Annotated in this window: 27 protein-coding genes; 6 read left to right on the top strand and 21 right to left on the bottom strand. The window is 59.4% G+C overall.

Going from position 1 to position 24739, the window contains the following annotated elements:
* Nucleotides 1-23 precede the first annotated feature (23 nt).
* Nucleotides 24-299, top strand: coding sequence for a metal-sensing transcriptional repressor (locus K6T64_RS11990; protein ID WP_288010411.1), 276 nt, complete (start codon nt 24-26; stop codon nt 297-299).
* A 12-nt stretch (nt 300-311) separates the two neighbouring features.
* Entirely contained in the window at nt 312-1364 is a 1053-nt protein-coding gene (locus tag K6T64_RS11985; protein WP_288010410.1) for a cation diffusion facilitator family transporter, read from the top strand.
* A 245-nt stretch (nt 1365-1609) separates the two neighbouring features.
* Here the strand turns inward: K6T64_RS11985 and K6T64_RS11980 are convergent, their stop codons facing one another.
* Nucleotides 1610-2200 carry a CcdC family protein gene (locus K6T64_RS11980; protein ID WP_100666740.1) on the bottom strand — a complete coding sequence of 197 codons (591 nt, stop codon included), beginning with the start codon at nt 2198-2200 and terminating at the stop codon, nt 1610-1612.
* A gap of 241 nt (nt 2201-2441) precedes the next feature.
* Between K6T64_RS11980 and K6T64_RS11975 the strand changes: the two genes are divergently transcribed.
* Nucleotides 2442-2711, top strand: coding sequence for a DUF1292 domain-containing protein (locus K6T64_RS11975; RefSeq protein WP_170084839.1), 270 nt, complete (start codon nt 2442-2444; stop codon nt 2709-2711).
* A 31-nt stretch (nt 2712-2742) separates the two neighbouring features.
* Here K6T64_RS11975 and K6T64_RS11970 read toward each other — a convergent pair whose 3' ends face one another.
* Nucleotides 2743-2985 (bottom strand): YqgQ family protein, encoded by a 243-nt coding sequence (locus K6T64_RS11970; RefSeq protein WP_288010408.1) that lies wholly within the window; start codon nt 2983-2985, stop codon nt 2743-2745.
* Nucleotides 2986-3015: 30 nt separating this feature from the next.
* A complete protein-coding gene (locus K6T64_RS11965) occupies nt 3016-3984 on the bottom strand; it encodes an RluA family pseudouridine synthase (RefSeq protein WP_288010407.1) in 969 nt (322 codons plus the stop codon).
* A gap of 133 nt (nt 3985-4117) precedes the next feature.
* Here K6T64_RS11965 and K6T64_RS11960 point away from each other — a divergent pair, with 133 nt between their 5' ends.
* Complete coding sequence (locus K6T64_RS11960) at nt 4118-4303, top strand: DUF1540 domain-containing protein (protein WP_100666737.1); 186 nt, start codon at nt 4118-4120, stop codon at nt 4301-4303.
* Between the two features lie 82 nt (nt 4304-4385).
* Here the strand turns inward: K6T64_RS11960 and K6T64_RS11955 are convergent, their stop codons facing one another.
* The 11 genes from K6T64_RS11955 to K6T64_RS11905 form a co-directional block, all read right to left on the bottom strand.
* Nucleotides 4386-5591, bottom strand: a complete 1206-nt coding sequence (locus tag K6T64_RS11955; RefSeq protein ID WP_288010405.1) for an acetylornithine transaminase — start codon at nt 5589-5591, stop codon at nt 4386-4388.
* 27 nt (nt 5592-5618) lie between these two features.
* Nucleotides 5619-6002: a hypothetical protein gene (locus K6T64_RS11950; RefSeq protein WP_288010403.1), complete on the bottom strand. Its 384-nt coding sequence runs from the start codon at nt 6000-6002 to the stop codon at nt 5619-5621.
* Nucleotides 5999-6868, bottom strand: a complete 870-nt coding sequence (gene argB / locus K6T64_RS11945; RefSeq protein WP_100666734.1) for an acetylglutamate kinase — start codon at nt 6866-6868, stop codon at nt 5999-6001. Before argB ends, K6T64_RS11950 begins: the two co-directional genes overlap by 4 nt.
* 80 nt (nt 6869-6948) lie before the next feature.
* Nucleotides 6949-8193, bottom strand: coding sequence for a bifunctional glutamate N-acetyltransferase/amino-acid acetyltransferase ArgJ (argJ, locus tag K6T64_RS11940; protein WP_288010401.1), 1245 nt, complete (start codon nt 8191-8193; stop codon nt 6949-6951).
* A 97-nt stretch (nt 8194-8290) separates the two neighbouring features.
* The gene (argC, locus tag K6T64_RS11935) at nt 8291-9337 is read right to left on the bottom strand and encodes an N-acetyl-gamma-glutamyl-phosphate reductase (RefSeq protein WP_100669109.1); all 1047 of its coding nucleotides are present in this window, start codon (nt 9335-9337) and stop codon (nt 8291-8293) included.
* Nucleotides 9338-9422: 85 nt separating this feature from the next.
* Entirely contained in the window at nt 9423-10088 is a 666-nt protein-coding gene (locus tag K6T64_RS11930; protein ID WP_100666733.1) for a YjbE family putative metal transport protein, read from the bottom strand.
* 32 nt (nt 10089-10120) lie between these two features.
* The gene (gene chrA, locus K6T64_RS11925; protein ID WP_100666732.1) at nt 10121-10663 is read right to left on the bottom strand and encodes a chromate efflux transporter ChrA; all 543 of its coding nucleotides are present in this window, start codon (nt 10661-10663) and stop codon (nt 10121-10123) included.
* Entirely contained in the window at nt 10660-11421 is a 762-nt protein-coding gene (chrB, locus tag K6T64_RS11920) for a chromate efflux transporter ChrB (RefSeq protein ID WP_353737816.1), read from the bottom strand. The genes chrA and chrB overlap by 4 nt, the downstream gene beginning before the upstream one ends.
* Nucleotides 11422-11574: 153 nt before the next feature.
* The gene (locus K6T64_RS11915; RefSeq protein ID WP_288010398.1) at nt 11575-12507 is read right to left on the bottom strand and encodes a DMT family transporter; all 933 of its coding nucleotides are present in this window, start codon (nt 12505-12507) and stop codon (nt 11575-11577) included.
* Nucleotides 12500-15712 carry an AAA family ATPase gene (locus K6T64_RS11910; RefSeq protein WP_288010396.1) on the bottom strand — a complete coding sequence of 1071 codons (3213 nt, stop codon included), beginning with the start codon at nt 15710-15712 and terminating at the stop codon, nt 12500-12502. Before K6T64_RS11910 ends, K6T64_RS11915 begins: the two co-directional genes overlap by 8 nt.
* Complete coding sequence (locus tag K6T64_RS11905) at nt 15712-16977, bottom strand: metallophosphoesterase family protein (protein ID WP_288010395.1); 1266 nt, start codon at nt 16975-16977, stop codon at nt 15712-15714. Before K6T64_RS11905 ends, K6T64_RS11910 begins: the two co-directional genes overlap by 1 nt.
* Nucleotides 16978-17284: 307 nt before the next feature.
* Here K6T64_RS11905 and K6T64_RS11900 point away from each other — a divergent pair, with 307 nt between their 5' ends.
* Nucleotides 17285-18070, top strand: coding sequence for a prolipoprotein diacylglyceryl transferase family protein (locus K6T64_RS11900; protein WP_288010393.1), 786 nt, complete (start codon nt 17285-17287; stop codon nt 18068-18070).
* On the opposite strand, the gene K6T64_RS11895 is transcribed toward K6T64_RS11900, so the two are convergent.
* Nucleotides 18067-18633, bottom strand: coding sequence for a manganese efflux pump MntP (locus K6T64_RS11895; RefSeq protein ID WP_288010392.1), 567 nt, complete (start codon nt 18631-18633; stop codon nt 18067-18069). The genes K6T64_RS11900 and K6T64_RS11895 overlap by 4 nt on opposite strands.
* Here K6T64_RS11895 and K6T64_RS11890 point away from each other — a divergent pair.
* A complete protein-coding gene (locus K6T64_RS11890; RefSeq protein WP_288010391.1) occupies nt 18614-19057 on the top strand; it encodes a hypothetical protein in 444 nt (147 codons plus the stop codon). The genes K6T64_RS11895 and K6T64_RS11890 overlap by 20 nt on opposite strands.
* Here the strand turns inward: K6T64_RS11890 and K6T64_RS11885 are convergent.
* The 6 genes from K6T64_RS11885 to K6T64_RS11860 form a co-directional block, all read right to left on the bottom strand.
* Nucleotides 19038-20075 (bottom strand): glycosyltransferase, encoded by a 1038-nt coding sequence (locus K6T64_RS11885; RefSeq protein ID WP_288010390.1) that lies wholly within the window; start codon nt 20073-20075, stop codon nt 19038-19040. The genes K6T64_RS11890 and K6T64_RS11885 overlap by 20 nt on opposite strands.
* Before the next feature lie 34 nt (nt 20076-20109).
* Nucleotides 20110-21072: a glycosyltransferase family 2 protein gene (locus K6T64_RS11880; RefSeq protein WP_288010389.1), complete on the bottom strand. Its 963-nt coding sequence runs from the start codon at nt 21070-21072 to the stop codon at nt 20110-20112.
* 103 nt (nt 21073-21175) lie between these two features.
* Complete coding sequence (locus K6T64_RS11875) at nt 21176-21868, bottom strand: class I SAM-dependent methyltransferase (protein ID WP_288010387.1); 693 nt, start codon at nt 21866-21868, stop codon at nt 21176-21178.
* The gene (locus K6T64_RS11870) at nt 21865-23094 is read right to left on the bottom strand and encodes an MFS transporter (RefSeq protein WP_288010385.1); all 1230 of its coding nucleotides are present in this window, start codon (nt 23092-23094) and stop codon (nt 21865-21867) included. The genes K6T64_RS11875 and K6T64_RS11870 overlap by 4 nt, the downstream gene beginning before the upstream one ends.
* A 26-nt stretch (nt 23095-23120) precedes the next feature.
* Complete coding sequence (locus K6T64_RS11865; protein ID WP_170099054.1) at nt 23121-23849, bottom strand: MBL fold metallo-hydrolase; 729 nt, start codon at nt 23847-23849, stop codon at nt 23121-23123.
* Between the two features lies 1 nt (nt 23850).
* Entirely contained in the window at nt 23851-24522 is a 672-nt protein-coding gene (locus K6T64_RS11860) for an ArsR/SmtB family transcription factor (RefSeq protein ID WP_288010382.1), read from the bottom strand.
* Between the last annotated feature and the right edge of the window lie 217 nt (nt 24523-24739).

Below are 24739 nucleotides of genomic sequence, written 5' to 3'. Positions count from 1 at the left end.
TCAGGGTCATGGAGGCGTCTGCCATGGGACATCATTTACACAAATATCGAAAGCAAGTGATCAACCGATTGGCACGGATTGAGGGTCATGTTCGGGCCATTAAAGAGATGGCGCATGATGACAGGGACTGCTCGGATTTGTTAATCCAAATCGCCGCCGTTCAGAAGGCTCTTGATGGGGTGGCCAAGGTGATTTTGAAGGACCATCTGGAGGTGTGTGTGGCCGCAGCTGGCCACGAAAACGACTTGAACAAGGTGTTGGGCGACTTGCGCAATGCCTTGGATCATTATATTCGATAGGAGAGGGACGGAATGGGGTTCGGACACGGTCACTCTCACCACCATGACGGAGGACACAGCCACACACATCGTGGTGTAGACAGCAGTATCGTTCAAGACAAAGAAGCGACCAGAGTTTTGATGATTTCGTTTGTGGGTCTCCTTGTGACAGGCATCGTGCAAGCCGCCTTTGTGGCGCTGTCGGGCAGTGTCGCGCTGCTGGCAGACACAATTCATAACTTTGGAGATGCATTCACCTCCATCCCGCTTTGGTTCGCATTCATCTTGAGTCGCCGCCTGCCTACAAGGCGATTTCCGTATGGGTTAAACCGCACTGAGGACATTGCCGGTTTGTTCATTGTCCTGGTCATTCTGGTGAGCGCCATCGTAGCGGGCTACGAATCGGTTCTAAAACTTGTCCACAGTTCTTCGATCAACCATTTGGGAGTTGTTGCGCTGGCAGCAGTCATCGGTTTTTTGGGAAATGAGATGGTCGCTGTCTACCGCATCCGCATGGGCAAGAAGATCGGGAGTGCAGCCCTGATTACCGATGGTCATCACGCGAGGGTGGACGGCCTTACTTCTTTAGCCGTGCTCATTGGGGTGGTCGGTGCATGGCTGGGTTACCCCATCGTCGATCCAATTGTGGGTCTCGGTATCACTCTCATGATTCTTCTTATTGTCAAAGATTCCGCCAAAACGGTGTTAACCAGAATCCTCGACGGTATCGAACCGGAGAAGATTGACGCAATGGCCGCTTCCACTGCGAGCGTATCCGGTGTCCTGAAGGTCAATGACGTCAAGGCTCGTTGGTTTGGTCATGAAGTTTTGGCTGACATCAGCATCACGGTTAACTCAAATCTTTCCGTGAAAGATGCACATCAAATCGCTAAGAATGTCATTCATCGGCTTCAACATGATATTGACCATCTATCCACAGTACAAGTCCATGTGGACCCTGTGGAAGAACAGGGGGAATCTTTTCATCACCGCGAAAGTTTCCACGGCTATCATGGACAGGACCATGATCATGGTCACAATCATCATCATAGAGTTGTCCGTCGTCATAGCCGGATCCACCCCTAATATAAAGGGAGCTGTCAACCCCGCATCCGTCCTTCCCCCACGGTTCACCACCTAAGGACGTCACCACAACTAAAGCCAATGCCCGGAGACGGGCACATTTTTCACAGTTCCTGCATAAATTGATGGGGTAAAACGGTTCTATAAAGCCCTGCGGCGAGACAAGCGTCTACCCGCATTGGGCGCTACGGCGGACCGCCTCGCGCCCAATGCGTTCACATAGACACCTGATGACTGCCGTCATCCGTTCAAGGCGTATCTTCGACATTGCGCGGCGTTGCTTCTGCTCCTTGGAAGAGGGGCGCATTTCCTTCCTTTGCCTTGTTCTCTTCCACTTCCGATTCCCGGGACATCTGCAACCAGCGGTTTAGGGTGCGCTTGTATTCCACAAACATGGCCACGCGCCACGGAACAATCATCCCGTAAGCCAGGAGGAAAAATACCGCACCCGTCTGGGGTAATGTGATATATTGTTCTAGGTAGCTGTGCAACAGCAACCGCACCGCCAGAAGGCCCAGCAAAATCAACACAAAGGCTTTGGAACGCTTGAGATAAATCTTGCCGTCAATAACATGGAACTTCGACGTCCGAATCAATGGATAGGACAGAAATAACGCGCCGGCGAGAAACGCAACCAGGCCCCACCACACAGGGATCCGCATCACCGGAGCTGCGAACATGACAAAACCGGTGGTCATGCCGATGGGCGGCATGATGATCTTTTTTACCGAGGTGGGCCGCTGCGCCGCTTTAAGGCGTATGGCGATCACCATAAGCGCCATCACCACGGCGCCGAGCGTCGCCGTTGTCTGAAGGTTAAAGAAGGCGGCGTGAGGCATCATCAACCCTCCCACGGAAGGCTCATGCCATCAGTATAGCACAAAAACTCCGGATGTGTTCCCCGGGCGGTCAAACACGTCGGTGGAAGACTTCCGGGCAGACCCCGGCGCGTCAGACCGGCATCCCGACAGTGACCCTTGCAACGGCCGCACAGAACGGCAACTCACGGGCAGGGACACAGCGATTGTCAATAAAAATTCCCATGTCCCGGAACAACGACTGTGAAAGGAGCGCAAAAACATGGCTACTCATCCCGAAAAAGAGCAAAGGATCACCCTCAGAGATGACGAGGGCCACGAGGAAACCTATGATTTGGCGGATATCCTGGAAGTACATGGGCGTACCTACGCCATCTTACTGCCCGTGGATGAGATTCTCAACACCGAGGGTGTGGTGTATCGCCTGGATCCGGACGGAGGCGGGGGCATTGCTTTTGCTCCGGTAGAAGACGACGAAGAATGGCAGGCGGTGGTCGACGCTTTCAACACAGCCCTTTTTGAAGAGGACTGATCTGCAAGATCCAGGGATCCGGAAAACTGTTTTAAGACTGTCGCTCGATCTCCCGCCGCCGCTTGGCAATGGCCGCCTTAGCCAACAGGTACGTTTCCCGCTCGATGAGATTTTCCTCCCAAAGATCCTCCAACTCGAGCTCCATCATCAGCAAATCGTCTAAGGGTGAGCCGATATATACGATAATCCCGAAGCGGCGCAAAAGGGATTTGACATCTGCCAACGTCCAACCGGGCGGGGACCCCGGCGTCTCGGTTCCGTTTATCCCTGGCACACCGTTTCACCCCTCATGATCCTCGGGAGATCACCGGCCGAGCTCTTTCAACCGCTGCCACAGTTCCACCATATCGGGAAACCACGGGGCGGTCACCTGGATCCGCTCCCCGGTTCGGGGATGGTCGAAAACCAGCCGCTCGGCATGAAGTGCCTGCCGCTCAATCCACGGGGACGGCTCCCCGTAGAGGGTATCCCCAATGATCGGATGACCGAGTTCCGCAAAATGGACCCGGATCTGATGCGTCCGTCCCGTCTGAAGTCGCACTTTCAGGTGGGTGGCATTCTCCACCCGTTCCACCACTTCAAAGCGCGTTCTGGCCCGCCGGCCCGTCGGTGCCACCTGGCGGCGGTTCCCGTGGTTTGGATCTCGTTCGATGGGCAGATCAATCCAGCCCCGGTCCGCTACCACTCGCCCCTGAACGAGGGCGGCATACTCCCTATGCACCCTTCGCATCCCATCCCACCTGCCGGCTTCGTCCGCTCCGAACACCGGACTCCGCCCGCTTTCGGCAAAACGCAGATCTCGCGACAGCCGATGATGGGCAAATTGATTTTTCGCGATGAGAACGAGGCCGCTCGTGTCCCGATCCAAACGATTTAACGGTCGAAAAGGGCGATGGCTCCCGGTCAGCCGCCAGGCATACACGACACCGTTGGCGAGGGTGCCGGTATAAACCCCTTTGGTCGGATGAACCAACATCCCCGGGGGCTTATTCACCACCAACACGTCCTCATCTTCATAGAGGGTCTCAAAAGGAATCGGCTCGGGCAACACATCATCGGAAGGCGTCTCCCCCCAGCGTATCTCCAAGATATCCCCGGCAGACACGCGTTCGGAAAGGTAGGCCGGGCGGCCATTTCTCCGAATTCCATTTTGGGTAATGGCCAAGCGGACCAGTCGGCGGGAGACATGCAGGCGCCCCTGTAAAACTTCTCTCACCTGTCTCCCGTGGTCTCTCGCCTCGACCCGCCACATCAGCGTACATTCATCGTTCATCGACGCTTACCTCGGTGTAGACGTCCGACCTGTCCGTGGCGCCATTCCCCGCGGGTTCCCGCCGTTTTGCACAATTGCGGGGCATAGGGGGCGGCCCGTAGGCCAATCCTAAGCCCGAAGGGAGGGACGGTCGATGCCCGGTGTCAAATGTATGGTTGAGGAGTGCATGTATAATAATCACCGCGGCGGCTGCACCGCCGAGGAAATTCTCATCGCCACCAACGGCAACCTTATCGCCGGTACCGTAAAAGGAACCATGTGCTCCACCTTCGACTTCGACCATCACACCAACCAATATGGCGACAACGTCAGCGACTGAACCTCCGATCCCCGGCCGCCGCTTATCGGGCGGCCTTCTTTTCGGTGTTTCCTCCGCATTATAACCAACAGCCCCGAAGTTCTTACTCCCGCCCGAAAACATCATCCAATGCCGCCGTCAATCGCTCCACCGCCATGTCGATTTCCGGTTCCTCGACAATCAACGGAGGCAGCAACCGAATGGTGGTCCCGCCGGCCACCGTTACCAGGAGGCCCCGCTTCAGACATGCTTCGGCCACTTGGGAGGCGCCCTCATCGAGCACCACGCCGAGCATCAGTCCCATCCCGCGAATCTCCCGAAGGTGCGGGTGATTCCCCAGCGCATTGGCTAGGCGGCCTCGCAGGTACGCCCCGCGTCGGGCAGCCTTCTCCCACAGCCGCTCTTTCTCCACGACCTCCACCGTCGCCAGGGCGGCCCGCATAGCCAGGGGGTTGCCGCCAAAGGTGGAGCCGTGAGAACCGGGGACAAAAGCCTCAGCCACCCGGCGTTTTGCCAACACGGCGCCCACCGGAACGCCGTTGGCCAATCCTTTGGCCAGGGTGCAAATGTCCGGTTCCACTCCAAACTGCTCGTACGCAAAAAATGTTCCCGTTCGCCCCATTCCGGTCTGTACTTCGTCGATGACGAGAAGGACATTGCGGCGATCGCACAGGGCCCGCACTTCTTGCACATAGTCTGTGGGCACGGGCATCACCCCGCCTTCCCCCTGGACCATTTCCATCATCACCGCACAGACCGTTCCATCTAAGGCTTCTTCCAAAGCTTTCACATCTCCCACGGGGACGTGGCGCACGCCGCCAAGCAGCGGGCCAAACCCTTCCTGGTACTTCGGTTGGGCGGTGGCTGTAAGAGCTCCCAGAGTCCTCCCGTGGAAGGAGTGCTCCAATGTGATCACCGTCGACCGTTCGGGCATACCGTTGTGATACGCCCATCGCCTGGCCAGTTTGATCGCCGCCTCGCTGGCCTCGGCTCCGCTGTTGCAGAAAAATACCTGATCCATGGCCGAGTGTTTCACCAGCCAGTTGGCTAACTCCACCTGCTGGGGGATGTAAAACAAGTTCGAGCAGTGCAGCAAGGTTCGAGCCTGGTCCGCGATCGCCTCGGCCACCGCCGGATGGCTGTGTCCGAGAATCGCCACCGCAATCCCGGCGGCAAAATCAAGGTATTGATTGCCATCGGCATCCCAAAGCCAGACCCCTTCCCCCCGCACCATCGCCACCGGCCACCGGCTGTACGTATGCATGAGCGCGCCGGAATCCGCCACGACCTCTTCGTTGCTCAATGTCACCAGTGCCACTCCCTTTTCAGGTTTCCCTCACGCCGACGCCCCGGCGCTGGACCCCTTATCGTCCTTAAGTTTTCGCGAGTACCATAGAAAGATGGGCAGCGGAATAACGATCCACCCCAGACTTTTTATCAGTCCGTTCAGTCCCCTTCGCCGCGCCTGTTGCATCTCATCCACAACCAAACGTTCATAATCGGCCCGGATCGTGGCTTCATCCGGGACAGGCGGGGCCGGCTCCCCCGGGGGGACCTTGACCGACTGGGCGATTCGCATGTCCCGATAGGAGGCGTAATCTTGAATGACCCCATTTGGCACGATAATGTCGCTCAGGGACATAAAGATTCCCACACATCCGCCGATGGACATCATCAAGGTGGAAAAAAGAACCAGGTACAAATAGATCCTTCGAATCATTCGGGCCCCTCCCCGGCAGGAAGGACCATCGTGCCGATTCCCCGGTCGGTGAACACCTCCAACAGCAAGGCGTGCGGATCCTCCCCATTGATGATATGAACGTGTTTAGCTCCCGCCTCCAAAGCGGTCAGGCAGGCCTTTACCTTGGGGATCATTCCACCGTAGATCTCGCCGCTTTCCACCAGCTGACGGATCTCCTCCGCCGTGATTTTCGACACCACTTCCGAGCCACCGGGCCCTCGGCGCACAATTCCGGGTACATCCGTGATGAGGAACAATTTTTCCGCCCCGAGCGCCCCGGCCACAGCCCCGGCGGCCTCGTCGGCGTTCACATTGTACCGCCGTCCTTCCCGATCGACGCCCACCGGCGCAATGACAGGGATCAGGTGGCGATCGAGCAATCCCTCGATCAGGGCGGTGTTCACGTGCACCACTTCGCCCACATAGCCGATGTCCCCGGCGGGGTGGTGTTTTTTGGCCACCTCCAAGAGCATTCCGTCCACGCCCGACAAACCGACGGCCCCTCCGTCGTGCTGATTGAATGCCGCCACGAGGCGCGGATTGACCGCGCCGGAGAGCACCATCTCCACGACCTCCATCACCGCCTCATCGGTGACTCGAAGGCCCTCCACGAACTGCGCCCGATGACCCAGGCGCTCCAGCATGGCGGTGATCTCTTTCCCCCCTCCGTGAACCACCACGGGGTGAATCCCCACCTGCTTTAACCAGATGATGTCCAGGATGACATCGGTAAAACGCTCCCCCATCGCACTGCCGCCATATTTGATGACGAAAATCTTTCCCGCAAAGCGCTGGATATACGGCAGTGCTTCAATCAAGACCGCCGCTTTTTCTTCCTCGCTCATCTCCTTAAGCTCCTTCTCTCCCCTTGGCACCGAGAACCCGAATCCTCGAGCTCCTCCTGAAAAGACGGTCCACAACTCCGTTATGTCCGGTAATGGGCGTTAATCTCGATATAACGCTCGGTCAAATCGCACCCCCACGCCACGGCTTTTCCGGAGCCCTCCCCGATCACCACCCGCAATGGCACCGGGTCCCCACGCAGGACAACCCGGGCGGCTTCCTCATCGAAGGGCACCGCCCCGCCCCGGCGACAAACGGCAATGTCCCCAATATAAATGTCCACATTCTGTGGATCGAAGGAAGATCCGGCATATCCCGCAGCGCAGAGAATCCGTCCCCAATTCGGGTCGGCGCCGTACACCGCCGTCTTGACGAGGCTCGATCCGATCACCGCCTTGGCGACGCGCCGGGCCTCCTCGTCGGTGGACGCCCCTTCCACCCGGGTCTCAATCAAACGGGTTGCCCCTTCTCCGTCCCTGGCAATGGCCTTCGCCAGATGGATCGCTGCCTCGGTGACAGCCTCGACAAACCGGTCCCAGTCCGGGTGATCCGGGCGAAGTGGTCGATTTCCCGCCATGCCGTTTGCCAAAAGCAAGACGGTATCATTGGTGCTGGTATCCCCGTCCACGCTGATGCAATGAAAACTCGCATCCACCGCATGCCTCAGCGCTTCTTGCAAAGCTTCCGCTTCCACCTCGGCGTCGGTGGTGAGAAAGGCGAGCATGGTGGCCATATTGGGATGGATCATCCCGGATCCTTTGGCCGCCCCGCCGATCCTTACTGTTTGCCCATCAACCGTCAGCTCCCGAACCACTTCCTTGGTGTACGTATCTGTGGTCAGGATCGCTTCAGCAAACGCGCGGCCGCCGTCGTCTCGAATTTTTTTTGCGGCCTCCTCGATGCCCGCGCTCAAACGGTCCATGGGAAGCGGAACCCCAATCACTCCCGTGGAGGCCACCCCGATATCGCCCGGTTCCAATCCGAACAGGTCCGCCGCCTGGATCTGAATGGCGAGCACGTCCGCAGCTCCTTGCTCCCCGGTACAGGCATTGGCGTTTCCGCTGTTAACCACCACCGCCTGCAAACGCCGCTGCTCCCGGATCCTGGCCTCGGTCGCCTCTACGGCCGCCGATCGGACCCGGTTGGTCGTGAACATGCCCGCCGCCACCGCAGGCTGCTCGCTGTACAGAATGGCCACATCGAGGCGTTCGGCTTTTCCGTCCCGAATGCCCGCCGCTGCCGCCCCCGCCCAGAACCCTTTTGGGGCCGTGACCCCCAGCCATTCTTGGCGTTCCTCCTGTTGCATTTCATCCCACCGGTCAGCCACCGTTTACCCCTTCTTTCCGCAGTTCCCTTTTGCACTGCGCCGCACCACCCCGAAGGCGAAGCGGTCCGACCCCGGCTTTCCACAATCTTTGGATCGCTCACGGGTACATGGGGACCAGGTCCAACCCCATCGTTTCAGGCCACCCCATCATGACGTTCAAATTCTGTACCGCCTGCCCCGCCGCGCCTTTCACCAGATTGTCAATGACGCTGACCACGATCATTCGACCCGTTCGGCGCTCCACAGTCAGACCGATGTCACACAGATTGGTCCCCCGTACTTCCTTGGTCTGGGGCCATTGTCCCGCCGGCCGAACCCGAACAAAGGGCTCCTGTCGGTAGGCGTCCTGGTATACCTCCCACACCCGCTCGGTCGTCCACTCCCTCCATTCGCCCGTCAAGGTACCATAAGCCGTTACCAAAATACCCCGACCCATGGGAAGGAGATGAGCCGTAAAAGACACCCGGGCCGAACCTTGGCCAAAAGCTGCCAGATGATACTCGATTTCGGGTGTGTGCTGGTGTTCGGCAACTTTGTAGGCCTTGAAATTCTCCGCCACCTCAGCAAAGTGGTTTCCCAGGTTCACTCCGCGCCCGGCTCCGGTCACCCCCGACTTCGCATCAATGATCAATCCATCGGCCTCCACTCCCCTGTTGCGGACGGCCGGTAAAAGGCCAAGCAACGCCGCCGTCGGGTAACACCCCGGATTCGACACAAAGGACGCTCCTGCCACCCGCTCCCGGTTCCATTCCGTCAATCCATATACGGCCTCTTCCCGCACGGCTTCCGACGGGGGATCCTTTTTATACCATTCCCGAAACAAAGGACCCGGAATGCGAAAATCTCCCCCGAGATCGATCACCCGGACTCCCCGTTCGCGAAGCGAGGGCACCATGGTCGAAGATAGCCCCGCCGGCAAGGCCAAAAACGCGACATTCGCTTCCTCGGCCACTCGATCGGGATCAAAGGCCTGAAGCTCAAAGTCGGCGATACCGGTCAAATGGGGGTAAACCCTGGACAACTGTATTCCGGCATGGGAGTCGGATGTTACCAGGGCAAGTTCCGCTTCGGGATGACGAACCAGCAACCGAACCAACTCCACCCCTGCATAACCCGTTGCCCCCACCACCGCCACTCGAGTCACAAATCCCACCTCCATTCTCCAATGGTTTGGTTTTGCGAGCCCGACACATCGACTTGTATGATTATACAACGATATGTATAAGCATTCAATCCTTCGGCCAGCGTTTCCACAGCCCAACTCCGACGACGGCACAGGCCGCTAACCCGGCCGTCCACCAAGCACCTCCCGGCCATTGATCCGCAATGCCCAGCCCAGGATCCTCCGCCACAAGCCCACCTGCCATCCACCCCAAAAGACCTGCACCCGGGTACACCAACCACTCCATCCGATTCAGAAGCAGCCGAATCAAGTCGCTCCCCCATACGATCAGCGGAATACTCAAAGCAAGCCCTGCGACGAGTAACAGGAGATTCCCCTGGGCGGCGGCCGCCACCGCCAACACATTGTCGATGCTCATGGTTACATCCGCAAGAACGATCGTCCCTACCGCTTCCCACCATTGCGGCGGCTGGGATTCCGGCTGTTCGTCCGCCGGCGGCAGGGTCTCCGGCCCCGGCAAAATCAACCGGACCGCGATCCACAGAAGAGCGACCCCCGCAGCCGCCTGGATGTAGGGTTTTGTCAGCCACCGCGCCGCGAGGATTGTCAGAAGAATGCGCAGGGCCACTGCGGCGGCGGCGCCAAAAACGGCCGCCCGGCGCCGCTGGCCCGCCGGAAGTCGACGGGTGGCCATGGCAATCACCAAAGCGTTGTCCCCGCTGAGCATAATATTGATCCACGCCAGCACGAACAGATCAACGACAGTCTGCACGGCACTCTCGCCTCCGCGCGAAATTCGCCAAACTACACCCAGTGCGAAAGCACCAACCCCCCGTACGCGAAAGCGGCAAGAATCACGAAGGCGGGATGAATTTTCCGGACCACCAGCGCCCACAGTGACACCGCCGCAATGCCGAGAAATTGCAGAATCCCGATGCCCTGTACAGATTCCTGGCCCATTTCCCAGGTCAATAGCACCAACATCACGGCGATGACCGGCTGGACCAACATCGTCATGCCCCGAACCGCTTTGGATCCCCGAAACCGAGCCAATAAGCGCATAAAGGCAATCAGTCCGACAGCGGTCGGGACCACCGTCGCCACCAAGGCCGCGAGGAGTCCGGGCCACCCTGCGACCTCGTACCCCACAAAAGCGGCGATCTTCGTGGCAATCGGACCCGGGAGGGCGTTGCCCACCGCCAGTACATCGGCGAATTGTCCGTTTGTCAGCCACTGGTACCGGTGGACGATCTCCTCTTGCATCAACGGGATCGTGGAAGGACCGCCGCCGTACCCCAAGAGGTTCGCGACCAAAAAACCCCATAATAAATGCAGCCAATTCATCATCGCGAGCCCTCCTCTTCTCCGGACGTACCCGCCCCATTGTGGCCCTCCTGATCATCGCGCCCTTGGTCGCCACCTTCGCTTTGCCCGCCCCGTCCGCCCGCCACCGTTTCAGTGGGCTGAACATTCGCCCCCTGTTTACCCGACCCCGCCCCGATGCCCAGCCGCCTAGCCCGAAGGGCGTCAACAACCCTCAAATGCACACTCCCGTAGAGCAAAGCGACCAGCACTACCAGGGCGGGGTGTACGTTTGCCGGTCCCAGCAAAACGAGCGCCAAAAGATCGGCCACCGCGGCGAATAACCATCCCAGTCCCCGGCCCGCAGAGGCGCCAAACTCATAGGCCATCACACCCAGCATCACCACGATCACCGGCTTGACCGCCGCGATCATTCCGGCCACCACCCGGGAACTTTTGAGTGCATACAAGGATCCCAATAACACGATCATCGCAAGACTGCTCGGTAGGATATGAACGACCACAGCGAGGACAGCACCGAGGATCCCTTTAACGCGATACCCGAGATACGCGGCCAGTTTCGTGGCGATGGGCCCCGGAAGCGCGTTCGCCAAGGCGACAATTTCGCCGAACTCTTCATCTTCCATCCAGCTATAGCGCCGGACCGCTTCATGGCGCATCAAAGGAATGACCGCCGGTCCCCCGCCGTACGTAAAAATGCCCGTGCGAAACATGGCGACCAGTAGATTCCACCACGATACCATGCCGCCGACTTCCTTCTCATCGGGCGCCGTGTTTTCCATCAACATCCCCTCGCTTCTCTCGTGTCGCCTAAACATGTGAGGCGCCCGGTGGTGTTTGTCCAACCCCATTCTTCGCTATCTTACCACATCGCCGATCCCAACATCGGGGCCTCCCCCGGAAGGCCGCCTTCTCGGCCCACTGCCGATGTGGGATCAAAGCCCAGTAGACGCCTCTGCCTTCGTTTCCCCTGAATCTCTTCCCTTGCGACTTCTACCGGCGGTCAGTGTCAACGTCACCCCTGCCACGACCAACGCCCCGCCCAGCCATTGGACCACCCTCACTGGCTGCCCGAGCAGCATGGCCATGAACAACGTAAAAACGGGCAGTAAGTTCATAAAGATTCCCGCTTGGCCTGCCGGGATACGCATCACGCCTGCGTTCCAACAGACATAGGCCAACACCGAAGCGAACACGCCAATGTAAGCCACCCCCACCCAGGTGATGGGCAGGGCCAGCAGTTTCCAATCTAAAGCAGCGGGAATCAGTCCGATCACCGCCCCCATTCCCGAAGTCACCCAGGCCGTGGTCATCGTCCCCACTTCCCGTTGAACCCGGGGTACGTAAAGGGAGTACACGGCCCAAAGGAACACGCAGATGAGCATCAACCAATCGCCGGGGTTGAGCCGCAGCCCAGTCAGCACACTCCAATCCCCTCGGCTCACCACAACCACCACCCCGGCTAGGGAAACGATCAGCCCTGTGACCTGTAGCGCCGATATCCGGCTTCTCTGCCAAATGGCAGCGAGGGCTGCGATGAGGGCTGGGTTAATCCCGGAAATCAGCGAAGCATTAACTGGACTTGTATGATGGAGAGCTTGGTACAGGACAAATCCGTATCCCCCCACCCCCGTAACCGCTAAAAACACCAACCCTCCAAACCGGCGGCGAATCGCTTGGGGACCCGGAGATCCCGGGCGAGCCCACTCCCTTCTGACGAAAGGCCATAAGACCGTAAAGGCAATCCACCAGCGCACCGTGGTCAGAGCCCCTGCAGAAATCACAGGGGCAAGGGCTGCCCCGAACAAGTAATTTCCCGCCCAAAACAGGTTGGCCAGGGTGAGAAAAAGAACCGCCGCTTTATCCATGTCGGACTTCCCCGCTCACCTGAACGCCCGGGTCCCAGTCTTTCAGATCAACGACTTCGACCCGGGATGAAGCTCTTTGAAAATCCTCCACCACCTCCGGGTGACACGTCAAATAAAACAGTTGCACGTCCTCGGCCAAACGCGTCAGGAGTTTGGCCCCCTGGCGCCTTCGCACCGGATCAAAATTCACGAGTATATCATCCATAACCAATGGTGGCACAACTCCCCTCTCCCGGAGATCGTCGATCAGCCCAAGCCGAATGGCCAGATACATCTGTTCGGTTGTACCGCGGCTCAACCGGGGTAGTGGCCATCGATGCCCCGCTGCATCTTCGGCATACCACGCCTCCTCCTCAAGAGGCACGACAATCCGTCGGTAACGGCCCCCTGTCAAGGCGGCAAATGCCGTCGACGCCCGGCGTATGACCGCGGGTTGTCGCTCCCGTTCGTACCTTTCCTTGGTTCGGCGCAGGAGATGCAGCGCCAAGGCATCCACTGCCCATTCCCGCACCTCCCGCCGCAGCACGGCGATGAGATCTTCCCGGCGCTGCAGCCAATGGGACAAAGACCGCCCCTCCTCCAGCTCCTTAAGTCTAGCCGTGTTTTCCGCTCGTCGGGCTCCGATATCCCGAGTCTTGCGATCTAGCTCTTCCTCCATGCGGTCCAATTCTGTTAACTCATCTTCAATTGCAACCGGGTCCCAATGGGCCACCTCGGCCAACTCCCGTTCGTCCTCCGCCAGGCGGTGCAGCTGCTCTTCCAGTGCTCGACGGGTATCCCGCAATTCCCTCCGACGGCGAAGCTCCGGCCGGACTTTGCGCCACTCCTCTTCGCCCGTGATGCCCAGATCTGCCCAGCCCCGCTGCAGTTCACCTTTTGCCGCCGCCAATCGATCGGACGTCTGCTCGGCCATACCCGCCGCTTTCTTCCTTTCGTCTCGCAAGCGGTCTCGGTGCTGTACCCGTCGGATTTCATCGTCTAGTGCCGCCCGCAAGCTCCCACACACCCGGGCGTCCCAATCCGCCTGGGCTGCTAAATCCTCATCCTCCGGCAGGGAAGGGATGGGAAGTCCGCACTGTGCGCACAACTCAGCCAACTGCCGCCTCCATCTTCGACCCTGGTCTCCCAAATCCGCCTCCCGACGCCGGCGCTCCTCCATCTGCCTCCTCAGGCGGCGCAGGTGATCGAAAGCATCCAGAGCGGCAGACGCCTGGGGCCACGAAAGCTTCCTGGGAAATCCCTGACCGACCAACCAGGACTCCCAGGATTCCCGGCAACGAACAAGTTGGTCCTCTGATTCCTGGAGCTTCTTTTGTTCCATTTCTACGGTTCGTCGCGCACGTTCCTCATCCCGGCGCAACTGTTCGATCCGGGCTCGTTTATCCTCCACGAGGGCCATCCGTCGGGCCGCATCATCCAAAACCCGTTCGATATCCTCAATGTCCCGTTCGCTCCAGTCGGCTCGTCCGAACAGCGACTCCGCCATTCGCGCCTCCCGTTCCGTCAAATCGCGAATATGGTTTTCGACTTCAGATTTTCGCCTCTCCCACGCCTCTCTGCGGGCTTTCGCGTCCCTCTCCGCCCGCCGTCCCCGGCTCACTCCCCAAACTGCCATTGCGGCTCCAACGAGGGCCGCACCCCACACCAGAACCGAATGGGCTCCAAACAACGCCCCCACAAGAGCGGTGAGTATCAACCCGGCAGCCGGGATGGCCCATGCCCACCTCTCCGGCCCTGCCTGGGAATTGGACGCCGACTGGATCGCTTCCAACGTGCTTTCCAAGCGGGCCTCTTTCTCAGCACGCTGTCGGCGAATTTCTAAAAGCTCTCTCACCTTCGCCCGTCGGCCCGGGATATCCCCTTCGGCAAACTTACCTCCACGGACAGTGAGCCCGAATCCTTCCGGTGCGACACCGAAGGAGGGCACTTCGTCGCCCACCGCCGCCAGCGCCTCCGCCTCCAGTTCAACCCGCTCCTGCCGAATCCGCTCAAGGGTTTCTATCTCGCGTTCCGCCGTCGCCCGGCGGTCCCGCAGGACCACCTCGGCCTGCTCCAGAGCCCGCCACAATTCGCTGCCCTGCTCACGGGCGGCAATCGACGTGTCGGGCTCCGCCCCTTGGCCCGCAAGCTCGGGACCCAAGCGCTGGACCCAATCCCTCTCTTCCACGGCCCATGACGCCAACTCGTTGCGGATCCGTATTCGCTCTTCCCGGCGCCCCGCCTCCAGCCCCCGGCCTTCCAGCACCGTTGCGATTCGCTCCCGCTCTCGCCACAATGGGCCGGGCTCTGGCACACTCCGGAGCTCCGCCTCAAGCGCGTCCCGCTCCTTGGCGGCTCGGGCCGCTTCGAGCTGCAACCCTTCCACCTTCTCCATAATGCGATCTAAGCGTGCGACCTCGTCCGGGTCCACATCCGGCAGATCGCGCACCTCCGCCCAGGAGGATTCCGTGTTATTCCATGCATCGAAGATTTCCCGCAGTTGTCTGAGCCGCAGCAATCTCCGCCGACGGATGCGGATCTCCTTTCGCCGGTCCGCAACCTCCGCCTCCTGATCGTCACATTGTGCCAGCGCCGCCGTTACCTCGGCGTACTCCGCCGCCGGATCCCCGAGTATGCGAATCTGTCGCTCGCATTCCTGGAGGGCGGTCTGGAGCTGATTAATGACCGGGTTCTTACCCCGACTCTTGTACCGCTTCTCCATTGCCTGAACCAAGCGCTGCTCTGCCGCTGCCAAATCGGTCCCGCGCAAACCGGCGCCGGCGCTGTACAATTGTCCGGCAACCCTGGGGTCGGACAGAGATTCAAACCGCTCCAACTCCCCCAGACCGAAAGCGAATATCTGATCGTAGACGAACCGGCTCAACCCTCCAAGACGGCGGTTCCACGTCTCCTCGTCCACTTGAGCCCCGTCCGGGGCCAGGATCCGACTGTGCTCCCGCCTTCCCTCCACCCGGCGTTCCACTCGCCACCGCTGCCCGTCCGCAAAAACAACGTCTAAGCGCCCGCCCCATCCCTCCTCCGGCGACCAATACGGGCTCTTGTCCTTTCGAGATTCCCCGAACAACATGGCTCGGATAAAATGAAGCCACGTGGTTTTTCCCGCCTCGTTCAGTCCATACAGCAGGATGAGCCCGTCCGGTGCCACCGTGCGCTCCACGTCCTGCCAACGCCCGTAGCGGTCCACCCTCCACCCCAGAATGCGCATCACGATTCCCCTTCCGCCACCAACTCATCCAACAACCGCTCTACAGCCCGATCCGTCCAATCTTCCACATCGATCCAATCCTCCGGCTCCCCCCGGCGATGAACAAAGCGCATGACCTTCCCAAGCACTTCCCGGGCTTCCACCGCCCATTGTCCGGCCTCCCGCCGCTCCTGGACATAGCGCAACAACTCGCCAACAAAAGTGGGCTCATCCAGCCATTTCTCCAAATTGCGCTCGCCACCCACGACCGCATCCAGCCGATTGATCCACACGTCGTTGCCACCACCAAACCAGCGGGTGCGGCTCTCCGACAGCCATTCTTCCAGAAACCCGTCGCGCCGAAGCAACCCGGCCACAGGGCCTCGGCCGACGAAGCGCACGTCGACAATCACCGGCCGCCCGGCCGCCTTCCGCACCTTTTCCAAGCGATCGTCCAGAGCTTGAAACAATTCCTCTTCTCCGGTGATCCCACCGATGGAAATTTCAATGTCTTCCCAACGCAATGAGTCGGTGGCGCGAAACTCCGCCTCCACCCCGTTCGGCCCCAGGGTGAGGATATAACATCCCTTCGGCCCCTTCTCCCGACGGTGGCGGCCCTGGGACGTACCCGGGTAAAGAAAGTGGACTCCCCGGTGATGCCAGAACCGGGCGCCGTGCACATGTCCCAGCAACCACAGATCGATACCCACATCGGCCAGCTCTTCCACGGAACAGGGAGCATAGGACTCGTGCCCCGGATCCCCACCGACATTGGCGTGAAGGAGCCCGATCCGCCACCCCTCCCCCGAATTGTCGGCAACGGCAGCCGCGAATTCCGGGGCCGGGTTCTCCCGCACCTCGGCCTGTCCATAACTCACACCCCAGATCCGCGCCACCTCGCGTCCCCCCCGAATCAGGGGCACCGCTTCCACCTTCGGGCCAAAAACGTGGACACCTTCGGGCCACGTCAATTGATGACTCCACCCGGACAGCGGGTCATGGTTTCCGTGAACCACAAAAACCGGGATTCCTGCCTGCGACAACCTCGCCAATTCATCGCGAAAACGCAGTTGGGCCCGGAGACTGCGGGTCTCCCGATCGTAAACATCGCCGCCCACCGTCAAAGCATCGGCCTGCTCTTGCAGACACACGTCGACGATCCGGGAGAACGAGTCGAAAGTCGCCTCGTACAACCGATCCTGTAAGGCCGCGTCTTCCCCCTCCAACCCTACGAAAGGGCTGTCCAGGTGGAGATCTGCGCAATGAACCAACTTCAGCCTATCCACGGGCCCAACACCCCATCTCACCCTTTGTACCGGCTCCGCCCAGCTCGTTTCACCCTCAAAATGTGGCGGATCACGGCATCAGCAGTTGCCGGAGGAATACACGAACGTCCCGGCCGTTGATTGCATATCCACGGACCGAGCCCTTATCCGTTTGATTTCGCTTCCGACGGTGAAAATCCTGCCTATGATCCTGTACAGTGCCCACCACCATTGATCCCGCGAGAAAATCAGTGGTACAATGACGGCGATCGAACCTACCGACTACCGACCAATTAAATGTGCGGGCGGACAGGACGGGGGGAGACCATTGTTGGAACTCCTTGGCGGCATACATATCGGACCATTGTTCCTGCCTTATCGACTCGTCGGCCTCATCCTCGCCGTCCTCGCCGGAGCTTGGGCGATGCGGCGGGGACCGTGGACCGATCCCGAAGCGCGGACTCCCCGGGACCAAAGCGTGGACGAGGTGGCCCTGACCGCCTATTGGAACGCGGCCATAGCGGGACTTGTCGGTTACCGCTTCGCAGGCCTGATCCTCACGCCCGCCGCATGGTGGAACGAGCCAGGGCGCGCCCTCTTTTCCGCTCCGCCTTCCGGAAGCGTATGGGTGGCCGGGGCGGCAGCCGGTGCCGTTCTCATCTTGACAGCGCTCCGACAAAGACTGTCGATACAGGCCCTTTTGGATCGGCTCGTCCCGTCTCTTCTCCTCTCCGGCGCTTTTTATAGCTTTTTTGCCCTGGACGTGGGCAGTATCACCAACCTTCCGTGGGGCATACCCCTGGGAGACACCAGTCGCCACCCCGTCAACATCTACCGAGCCCTCCTCCTGATCACAGCCTTTTTCATCGTATGGTTGGCGGTGTCCCGGCAGCGGACCCATTCGGTGCCCCCTTCCAGCATCCGCAGCGTGCGCCCCACCGGCCTTGCAATCTTCCTTCTCGGTGCCGCCCTGCTCACAGCCGGCTACGCCGATAGCCCCGGCCCTCTCTATTTGGGACTGCGTCCAGACCAGTGGGCCAGTGTCGCCTTGTTGGCCATTGGCGCCCTGAGTATCAACCGGGTACAAAAGCCCAGCTCGGTGCACAAACCCTAGGCCAAACCCGTCAACATATAGAGGCCCATCGCAATGAGCAGGCCGCCGCCAATCAGCTCGGCCCGCCACCCCCACCGAGATCCGGCTTTATACCCCAACGCGAAGCCCGCTCGGGCGGCCCCCCAAGCGGTAAGCCCCACGATGGGGATCACCACCCACGCCAAAACCCCCGTAAAACTCAGGGCCATCGCCGCCGTAAAGGCATCGATGCTCGCGGCTGCGGCCAGCACCACCACAGGTCCCGACAACGACCAGCGCTCGTTCCGGTGCCTCCACGCCTGAGAGATGGTGTGCACACCAAGTAGGAAAAATACGATCATTCCGACTGGAAGGATGAGATCGCCAAATCGTCCGTGCAATCTCCGGCCGAGTTCCAGCCCCAGGGCCGGTAGAACAATGTGAAATAAGGTAACCGCCAATTCGAATCCCTCTCGTTCATGCCGCGACACCCCTTGCAGCCCGAGCTTGAGGCTCACCGCGAAGACATCGGTGGCCAGGGCCACGGACATGAGAGCGGTCTCGCTGTACACGATGGCGGGCGAGATGAGCACCTCTTCCAACATCGGGCACCTCTTTCTCAGGGTTTCCTTGTCTGTTTCATCCTCCCTCGTCCGCCCGGAGTTGCCGCAACTGACACCATTCTCGAACCGTTCACCGGACAACCACCTTTCTCACGTCTATGCTCAAATCAATCCGGGCAGAACCCGGCCTCGCATCGGCCACCGTCGCCCCGACCCCGGGCCCTCAATCTTGGCGTTGGTTCAATGGATCAAAGAGGCACCCGCCGTGGTGGTGGCCGGGTTCTACGCCTCCCATCCCGCGTCTCTCTGGTTCGGGTTTTTGCTGAACATTCTCCGTGGAGGGGTGCGGGTGGTCCGGCCGGACATCGAAACCAAGCGGCATTGGTGGCTGCCGACCACCCTGGACGGGTCCATGTGGAAAGGTGACGGTTCGAGGCCGGAAAAGCCTAGCGCCGAACCTCTGTGACCAGGGCCTCCCTCATGGCATCCACCACGCGATCGGCGCGAAACCGGGCCACCGACTCTTGAACCGCTTCGGGGTTTGGCAGAATCCCGGGATCCCGGACGATCCGCTGCAGGATCTCCGCCAGTTGGTGAATCTCCCCCACGGGATACAGCCAACCGTTGACGCCGGGCCGGACGATATCTCTCGGCCCGACGGGACAATCCGAACTGACGCAGGGAATGCCGTGGGCCATGGCCTCGGCGAGCACCATGCCAAACCCCTCATACGCCGAGGTCAACACCAGCGCTGACGCGGCCTCCAAGGCACTCCAAGGATCGCTGACCCACCCCGTCCAGCGGATCCGGGAATCGATGCCAAGATCCCGTGCCAACGCAACCAAGGTCTCCTTCTCATCGCCGTCTCCGATCACCACTGCCTGCCAATCCCCATGCACCGCGGCCAGGGCCCGAAGAAAATCCGCCACCCGTTTTTGCCCTTCCACCATCAGCCTGCCCACGTAAACAAAAGTCGCCGTTGTCGGCCGGGGAACGATTCGCCGGGCCGGCGGAACGGGATTATAAATCAAGTAGATCGGGTGCCTCCCGTCAACCCCTTCAATTTGCCGGGCCATGTCCGAACTGATGGCGAGGTGAAAATCCGCCGCCTTAAGAATAAAATTTTGCCGCATGGTCGTCAGGGAAAAATGAAGCCACGATGCGACGGGAATCCGGCGGAAACGGAGCAAGGAGAAAAGCCTGGCCCAAACCAGCGCCTTTTTATCGAGGGCGACCACCACATCGGGGTTCCACTGCGCCAGACGAAAAAAACCGCGCAGGAGTTTCGCGATCTTCCTCCCCGGCCCCACCCCCGTCAGCTCACTCGGAAGGTCGCTCAACCACGACCGGTCTTTGAGATCGCCGAATAATAGCACGTGCGTCGCATCCCCGCGCCCCTCGAGGGCTCGGATCACCGTCCCGGTCACGTTCTCGATCCCGCCCCGCCCGGATAAGGCAAAATAAACGACAAAAGCCACTCGCATGTCGATTCCCTCCAGATAAAGACGACGTTGCCAGTCAGGGCAGGTGGAGCGGCGACCCCTCCTCGGCTCCGCCGCGTTCCCGGCGGTGGGCCAACTGGTACCGTAGGACCCCCGGCAGAAGTCGCAGGAAGGACACGATCACCCTGGGATGTTTCAGCACCTCGGCCAACGCGATATGGACTTTTTTCTCTTTGAGAGGTTGGACAACTCGGTAGTAGTCCACCAGCTGCCGGGCATGGCTCACGCGATCTGACAAAGCCCGGTAGATCTCCGGCTCCCCTGACCGGTCCACCTTGGCGAGCAGCTCCACGGCAATATCATAGACCTGCTGGTGAAGAGGAATTTTATCATGAACCAGAGATTCCCGGCGATTTCGATAGTAGTAGTACGCCTTTGGGGCCAACCACATGGACGCCCCTCGCCGCAGCCACGTGAACAAAAACACAAAATCCTCGCCAAAACGCAGCGCTTCCGGGTAACGAACGCCCGATTCCAGCAGCCGTTGCCGATGCATCAAGGGCTTGACAAGCCCGAGGTCCCAACGGACAAATTGCGCGGGCGCCACCCAGCCCTCGGTGGGCCGCATGCCACGCTCCCGGAACAACGTGGTCCACGGAAGCTCCGCCCCGTCTTGAATAAAATAAAGGTCATCACAGATAAGATCGGCTTTCTCCCGCACCGCGGTTTCGTACAGCCGTTCCAAACGGTCCTCTGCCCACCAATCGTCCCCGTCCAAAACGGCGATCCACTCCCCCCGGGATTCCGCGATGGCCCGGTTGCGGCTGAAAGACGGCCCCTTGTTCCCTTCGTTGACAAACAGCCGGACCCGGCTATCCGCCTGGGCCTTCACCCGGGCCACGGTATCGTCCGTCGAGGCGTCATCCACCACGAGCACTTCGAGATTCCCCAGGGTCTGCCCAAGGGCGGAGCGAAGGGCCCCCTCGATATACCGTCCCACATTATACGTGGGGATGATCACCGAAACCAAAGGTTTCATTGCGCTCCCCCTTCTGTCTGCCGCCCCGGGTGAACCGCCACTCGGACTCGGCAGTCACCCGCGAAAACGGCGACGAAACCGCCTCCATTATATTGAGACCGGATCAGACAGGCAATGTCCCCTTGCGCCAGCGCACCACCATAAACCCAGCCCCAGCTTCATCTTGGGACACCCTTCGCCTCATTTCCAGAGACCAGGCTGAAGCCTCGTCTGTGAATTCCCTTGGGCTGACATACAGTCCGAACCGCACCTGCTCCGGTATACAGGGACCGATTTCCACGGCCTCTTCATAAGAGAAAAACCGTGCGCCGTGATAGACACTGGTGGCATCTTCCCGCCCACGTTTTGAGTATTGTTCCGCCCAGGGGCCCAGTTTTGCAATAAACCCCACCACCACTCGCCCTCCCGGTTTGACAACCCGGTAGGCCTCTCGCAATGCCGCCTTCGGATCGGCGACAAACTCGAGGGTCGCATTGGCCAACGCCAGATCATAGCTGTCCGGGGGAAACGGCAGATGGGTGACGTCCGCCCGGATAAAGGGCACGCGCCCATCCCCTTTGCGCCTGGCGACCTCCAACATTTTTTCCGATAAATCGACCCCGGTCACCGATAACCCGAGTTTATGCAGCCAATAGGTGTACGAACCTGTGCCGCACCCCAGGTCGATGGCCGATTCCCCAGCCCGGGGCCGCGCCATTGCTCCGATGAGGCGGCGTTCCACCGCGTCGACAAAATGCCCCAGAGGAGTGCGGCAAAAGTCATCGTAGGATTCAGCCTTCTGATCAAACAGCGTCATCTCGTCACACCCGTTTCGGTGAACCTTTCACTTTGAACGTCTCTCAACCACAACGCCGCCACGAGACCCGACGCGATCACGAGCACCCCTACAATGCCCATCGACGTGGAGGTACCCAGAGCATCGGCCAAAAGGCCGGAGACGAGGGCACCGACCGCGTAGCCAAAATCCCTCCAGAACCGATACACCCCCAGCGCCGAAGCCCGCCACTCAGCTTCGGAATGGTCGGCCACAGCAGCGAGCAAGGTCGGGTATACCATCGCGGTCCCGACGCCCAGCAGAATGGAGCCTGTGGACCAGAGGGCAAACCCTTGAGTAAAGACGATCCACAGAATCGCCCCGCCCTGAATGAGCATCCCCACGATGATGAGCCAGGTGCGCCCAAACCGGTCACTCAAAGGTCCCGTCGCCAATTGGAGGAGTCCCCAGGTCCCAGGATATAAGGCGACAATCGTCCCCACAGCCGCGATATCCAAGGCATGAGCATTGAGAAACAAAGGGAGCAGTCCCCAGATCATTCCGTCCTTAAAATTGGTCATGAACCCGGCTTGACTGGCGCTAAGGAGCGGTTTGTTTTGCCAAGTCGCAATCGCAAAGGCGCGGCCGAGGGGGAGGGAAGATCCCGCCACAGTTTTGGATAAGGCGGTGGTGTCCTTCACCGGGACGCTTGACAACAAAAGCCCGGCCAACGCATAAGCGACACCCAAGTAGAAAGGCTGTGGCCGTACCCCGTACACCGCAGCCACATACCCGGACACCAGGGCCGTGATCGAAATGGCGGAATACCCGGCAAACTCGTTGAGGCCGAGGACCAAGCCCCGAAACCGGGGACCGGCCAAGTCAATTTTCATATTCACCGTCATGGACCAACAGAAACCCTGATTGATGCCAAGGAGGACATTGGCGAAAATCACCCAGTTCCAGTTTGGGGCGAACATCACCAGGAAGGGCACGGGCAAACCGACCACCCACCCGGCGACCAAAAGCCGTTTTCGCCCCAAAAGGTCCGCGATGCGGCCGGCAAACAGGTTGGACAGGGCTTTGACGACGCCGAAACTGATAATAAAGGCGACGGCTGCGCTTTTACCGGCAATGCCAAACTCCTCTTTGGCAAGTAACGGGAGGACCGTTCGCTCGAGGCCGACCATGCCCCCGACGAATAGATTGACGATCACAAGCAATGCGATTTGCACCGGGCGACTCTGCAACAGGCCGATGCCTCCCATGCCCGATCCTTCCTTTCCCGAATCGCTTATTGACCAGCGTTGGTGAGCCGAATTCGTTCGTAGTCGGACGGCTTGGGTGGTATGTCCTGAGTCATAAAAGCTATGAATTCATCGAGTGAACGGGCTTGAAGGGCCACATTGAAACGGCGTTCGAACCCAATTGTCGAAGACGGTTTGCCACTCAAGAAACGTCCGCAGACGGAACCTGAGTAGGCTCCGGGATAAACCTCAATCTGGTCATCCAATTTCATCAGTTTTTCAAATAGGCTGTGATACAAGTCTCTAGCTCCTTCCTCCAAACTGGAGGCCAATTCCGTTCGTCCTGCATCACCAACCATCAACGTGTGTCCGGTCAGCACGAACCACGGGGCGTCTGCGCGACGAAGATCAGATACAAGCAGTGAAATATGTTCCGGTGTATGGCCTGGAGTATGAATAATTTGAATCCGTGTATTGCCTGTGAATAAAACATCTCCATCTTCCACAGGGTGAAACGTGTAGCGAACATCTGCCGACCGATGGAGCACATAGCTCGCTCCTGTTCGCTCCGCCAGTCGGCGACCGCCCGAAATATGGTCGGCATGAAGATGGGTATCAAACACGTAGCGGATATTGAGCCCGGCGCGTTCGGCCTCGCGGACGTAGAATTCGACATCGTCTACGGGATCAACAACTGCGCCTTGACCTTCCGTGCCACACCCGAACAGGTAAGATGCGGCAACTGGGTTTTCATGCAAGTATTGTCGGAAAATCACCTTACAATCCCCCCCTGGAAACAGACGTGGATCTCCGCCACTCGCGAACACCCTGCTCCACCCGAATCGCTCGATATCCGTGGCGCCGCAGGATCTGTACCGCTTCCGCCGCAAACAGACAGTAGCGTCCTCGACAATAAGCCACGATCTGTTTGTCTTTGGGTAGCTCCGCCATCTTTTGCTCTAATTCTTCAAGCGGGACCGACCAGGCCCCGGGGATATGATCGAATTCGTATTCATCCCGTGGACGAACATCGAGCACCACCACATCGGGGTCCTTCACCAAGGTGTCGAGTTCTTCTGCACTGAGTGGCCTGGATGAATCCAATGGATGAATCCAGCTCTCCCTTTCTGTTTCTATAGCGCGATATAGCCACTCTCCCACTTCCTCAACTTTCAAGAGTAAGTCTAGAACGCGCTCATCCGAAAGCCGGTACATCGAGTAGTTGCCTCGCTTGTAAAATTTCACAAGACGTGCGTCCAGTAAGGTCTGAAGATGTTGAGAGACGTTAGCAATACTCTGCTGAGTTTCCCGGGCCAGCACTTCGACGGACTTAGGTCCTTGTGAAAGCAGGTCGAGAAGCTCTAATCGTCGCGGGCTTCCCATGGCCTTCCCGAGTCTCGCAAGTTCGGAATATACAGCTTCTTTAAATGGTCTCGTATTCGCCCCCACCTCGATTCACCTCTTCTGCGCTGACAATGTTTACCCTCGCGGTAAGTGTCGCTGCAGGCTTGGTCAGTATTCAATTGTTTGCTTGATTAATATAGTCGCTGTGCGTTGTGCTGTCAACATGATTTCCTGCGTACATAATGAAGCCCCGCAGGAAAGATCCTGCGGGGCTTGCGGGAACGCGCCCGGCAACGTCCTACTCTCCCAGGGCCCTGCGGCC

The sequence above is a fragment of the Kyrpidia sp. genome (genome assembly GCF_023512215.1).
In the GTDB taxonomy this organism is placed as follows: domain Bacteria; phylum Bacillota; class Bacilli; order Kyrpidiales; family Kyrpidiaceae; genus Kyrpidia; species Kyrpidia spormannii.
This window is presented reverse-complemented; position numbering and strand designations above follow the sequence as displayed.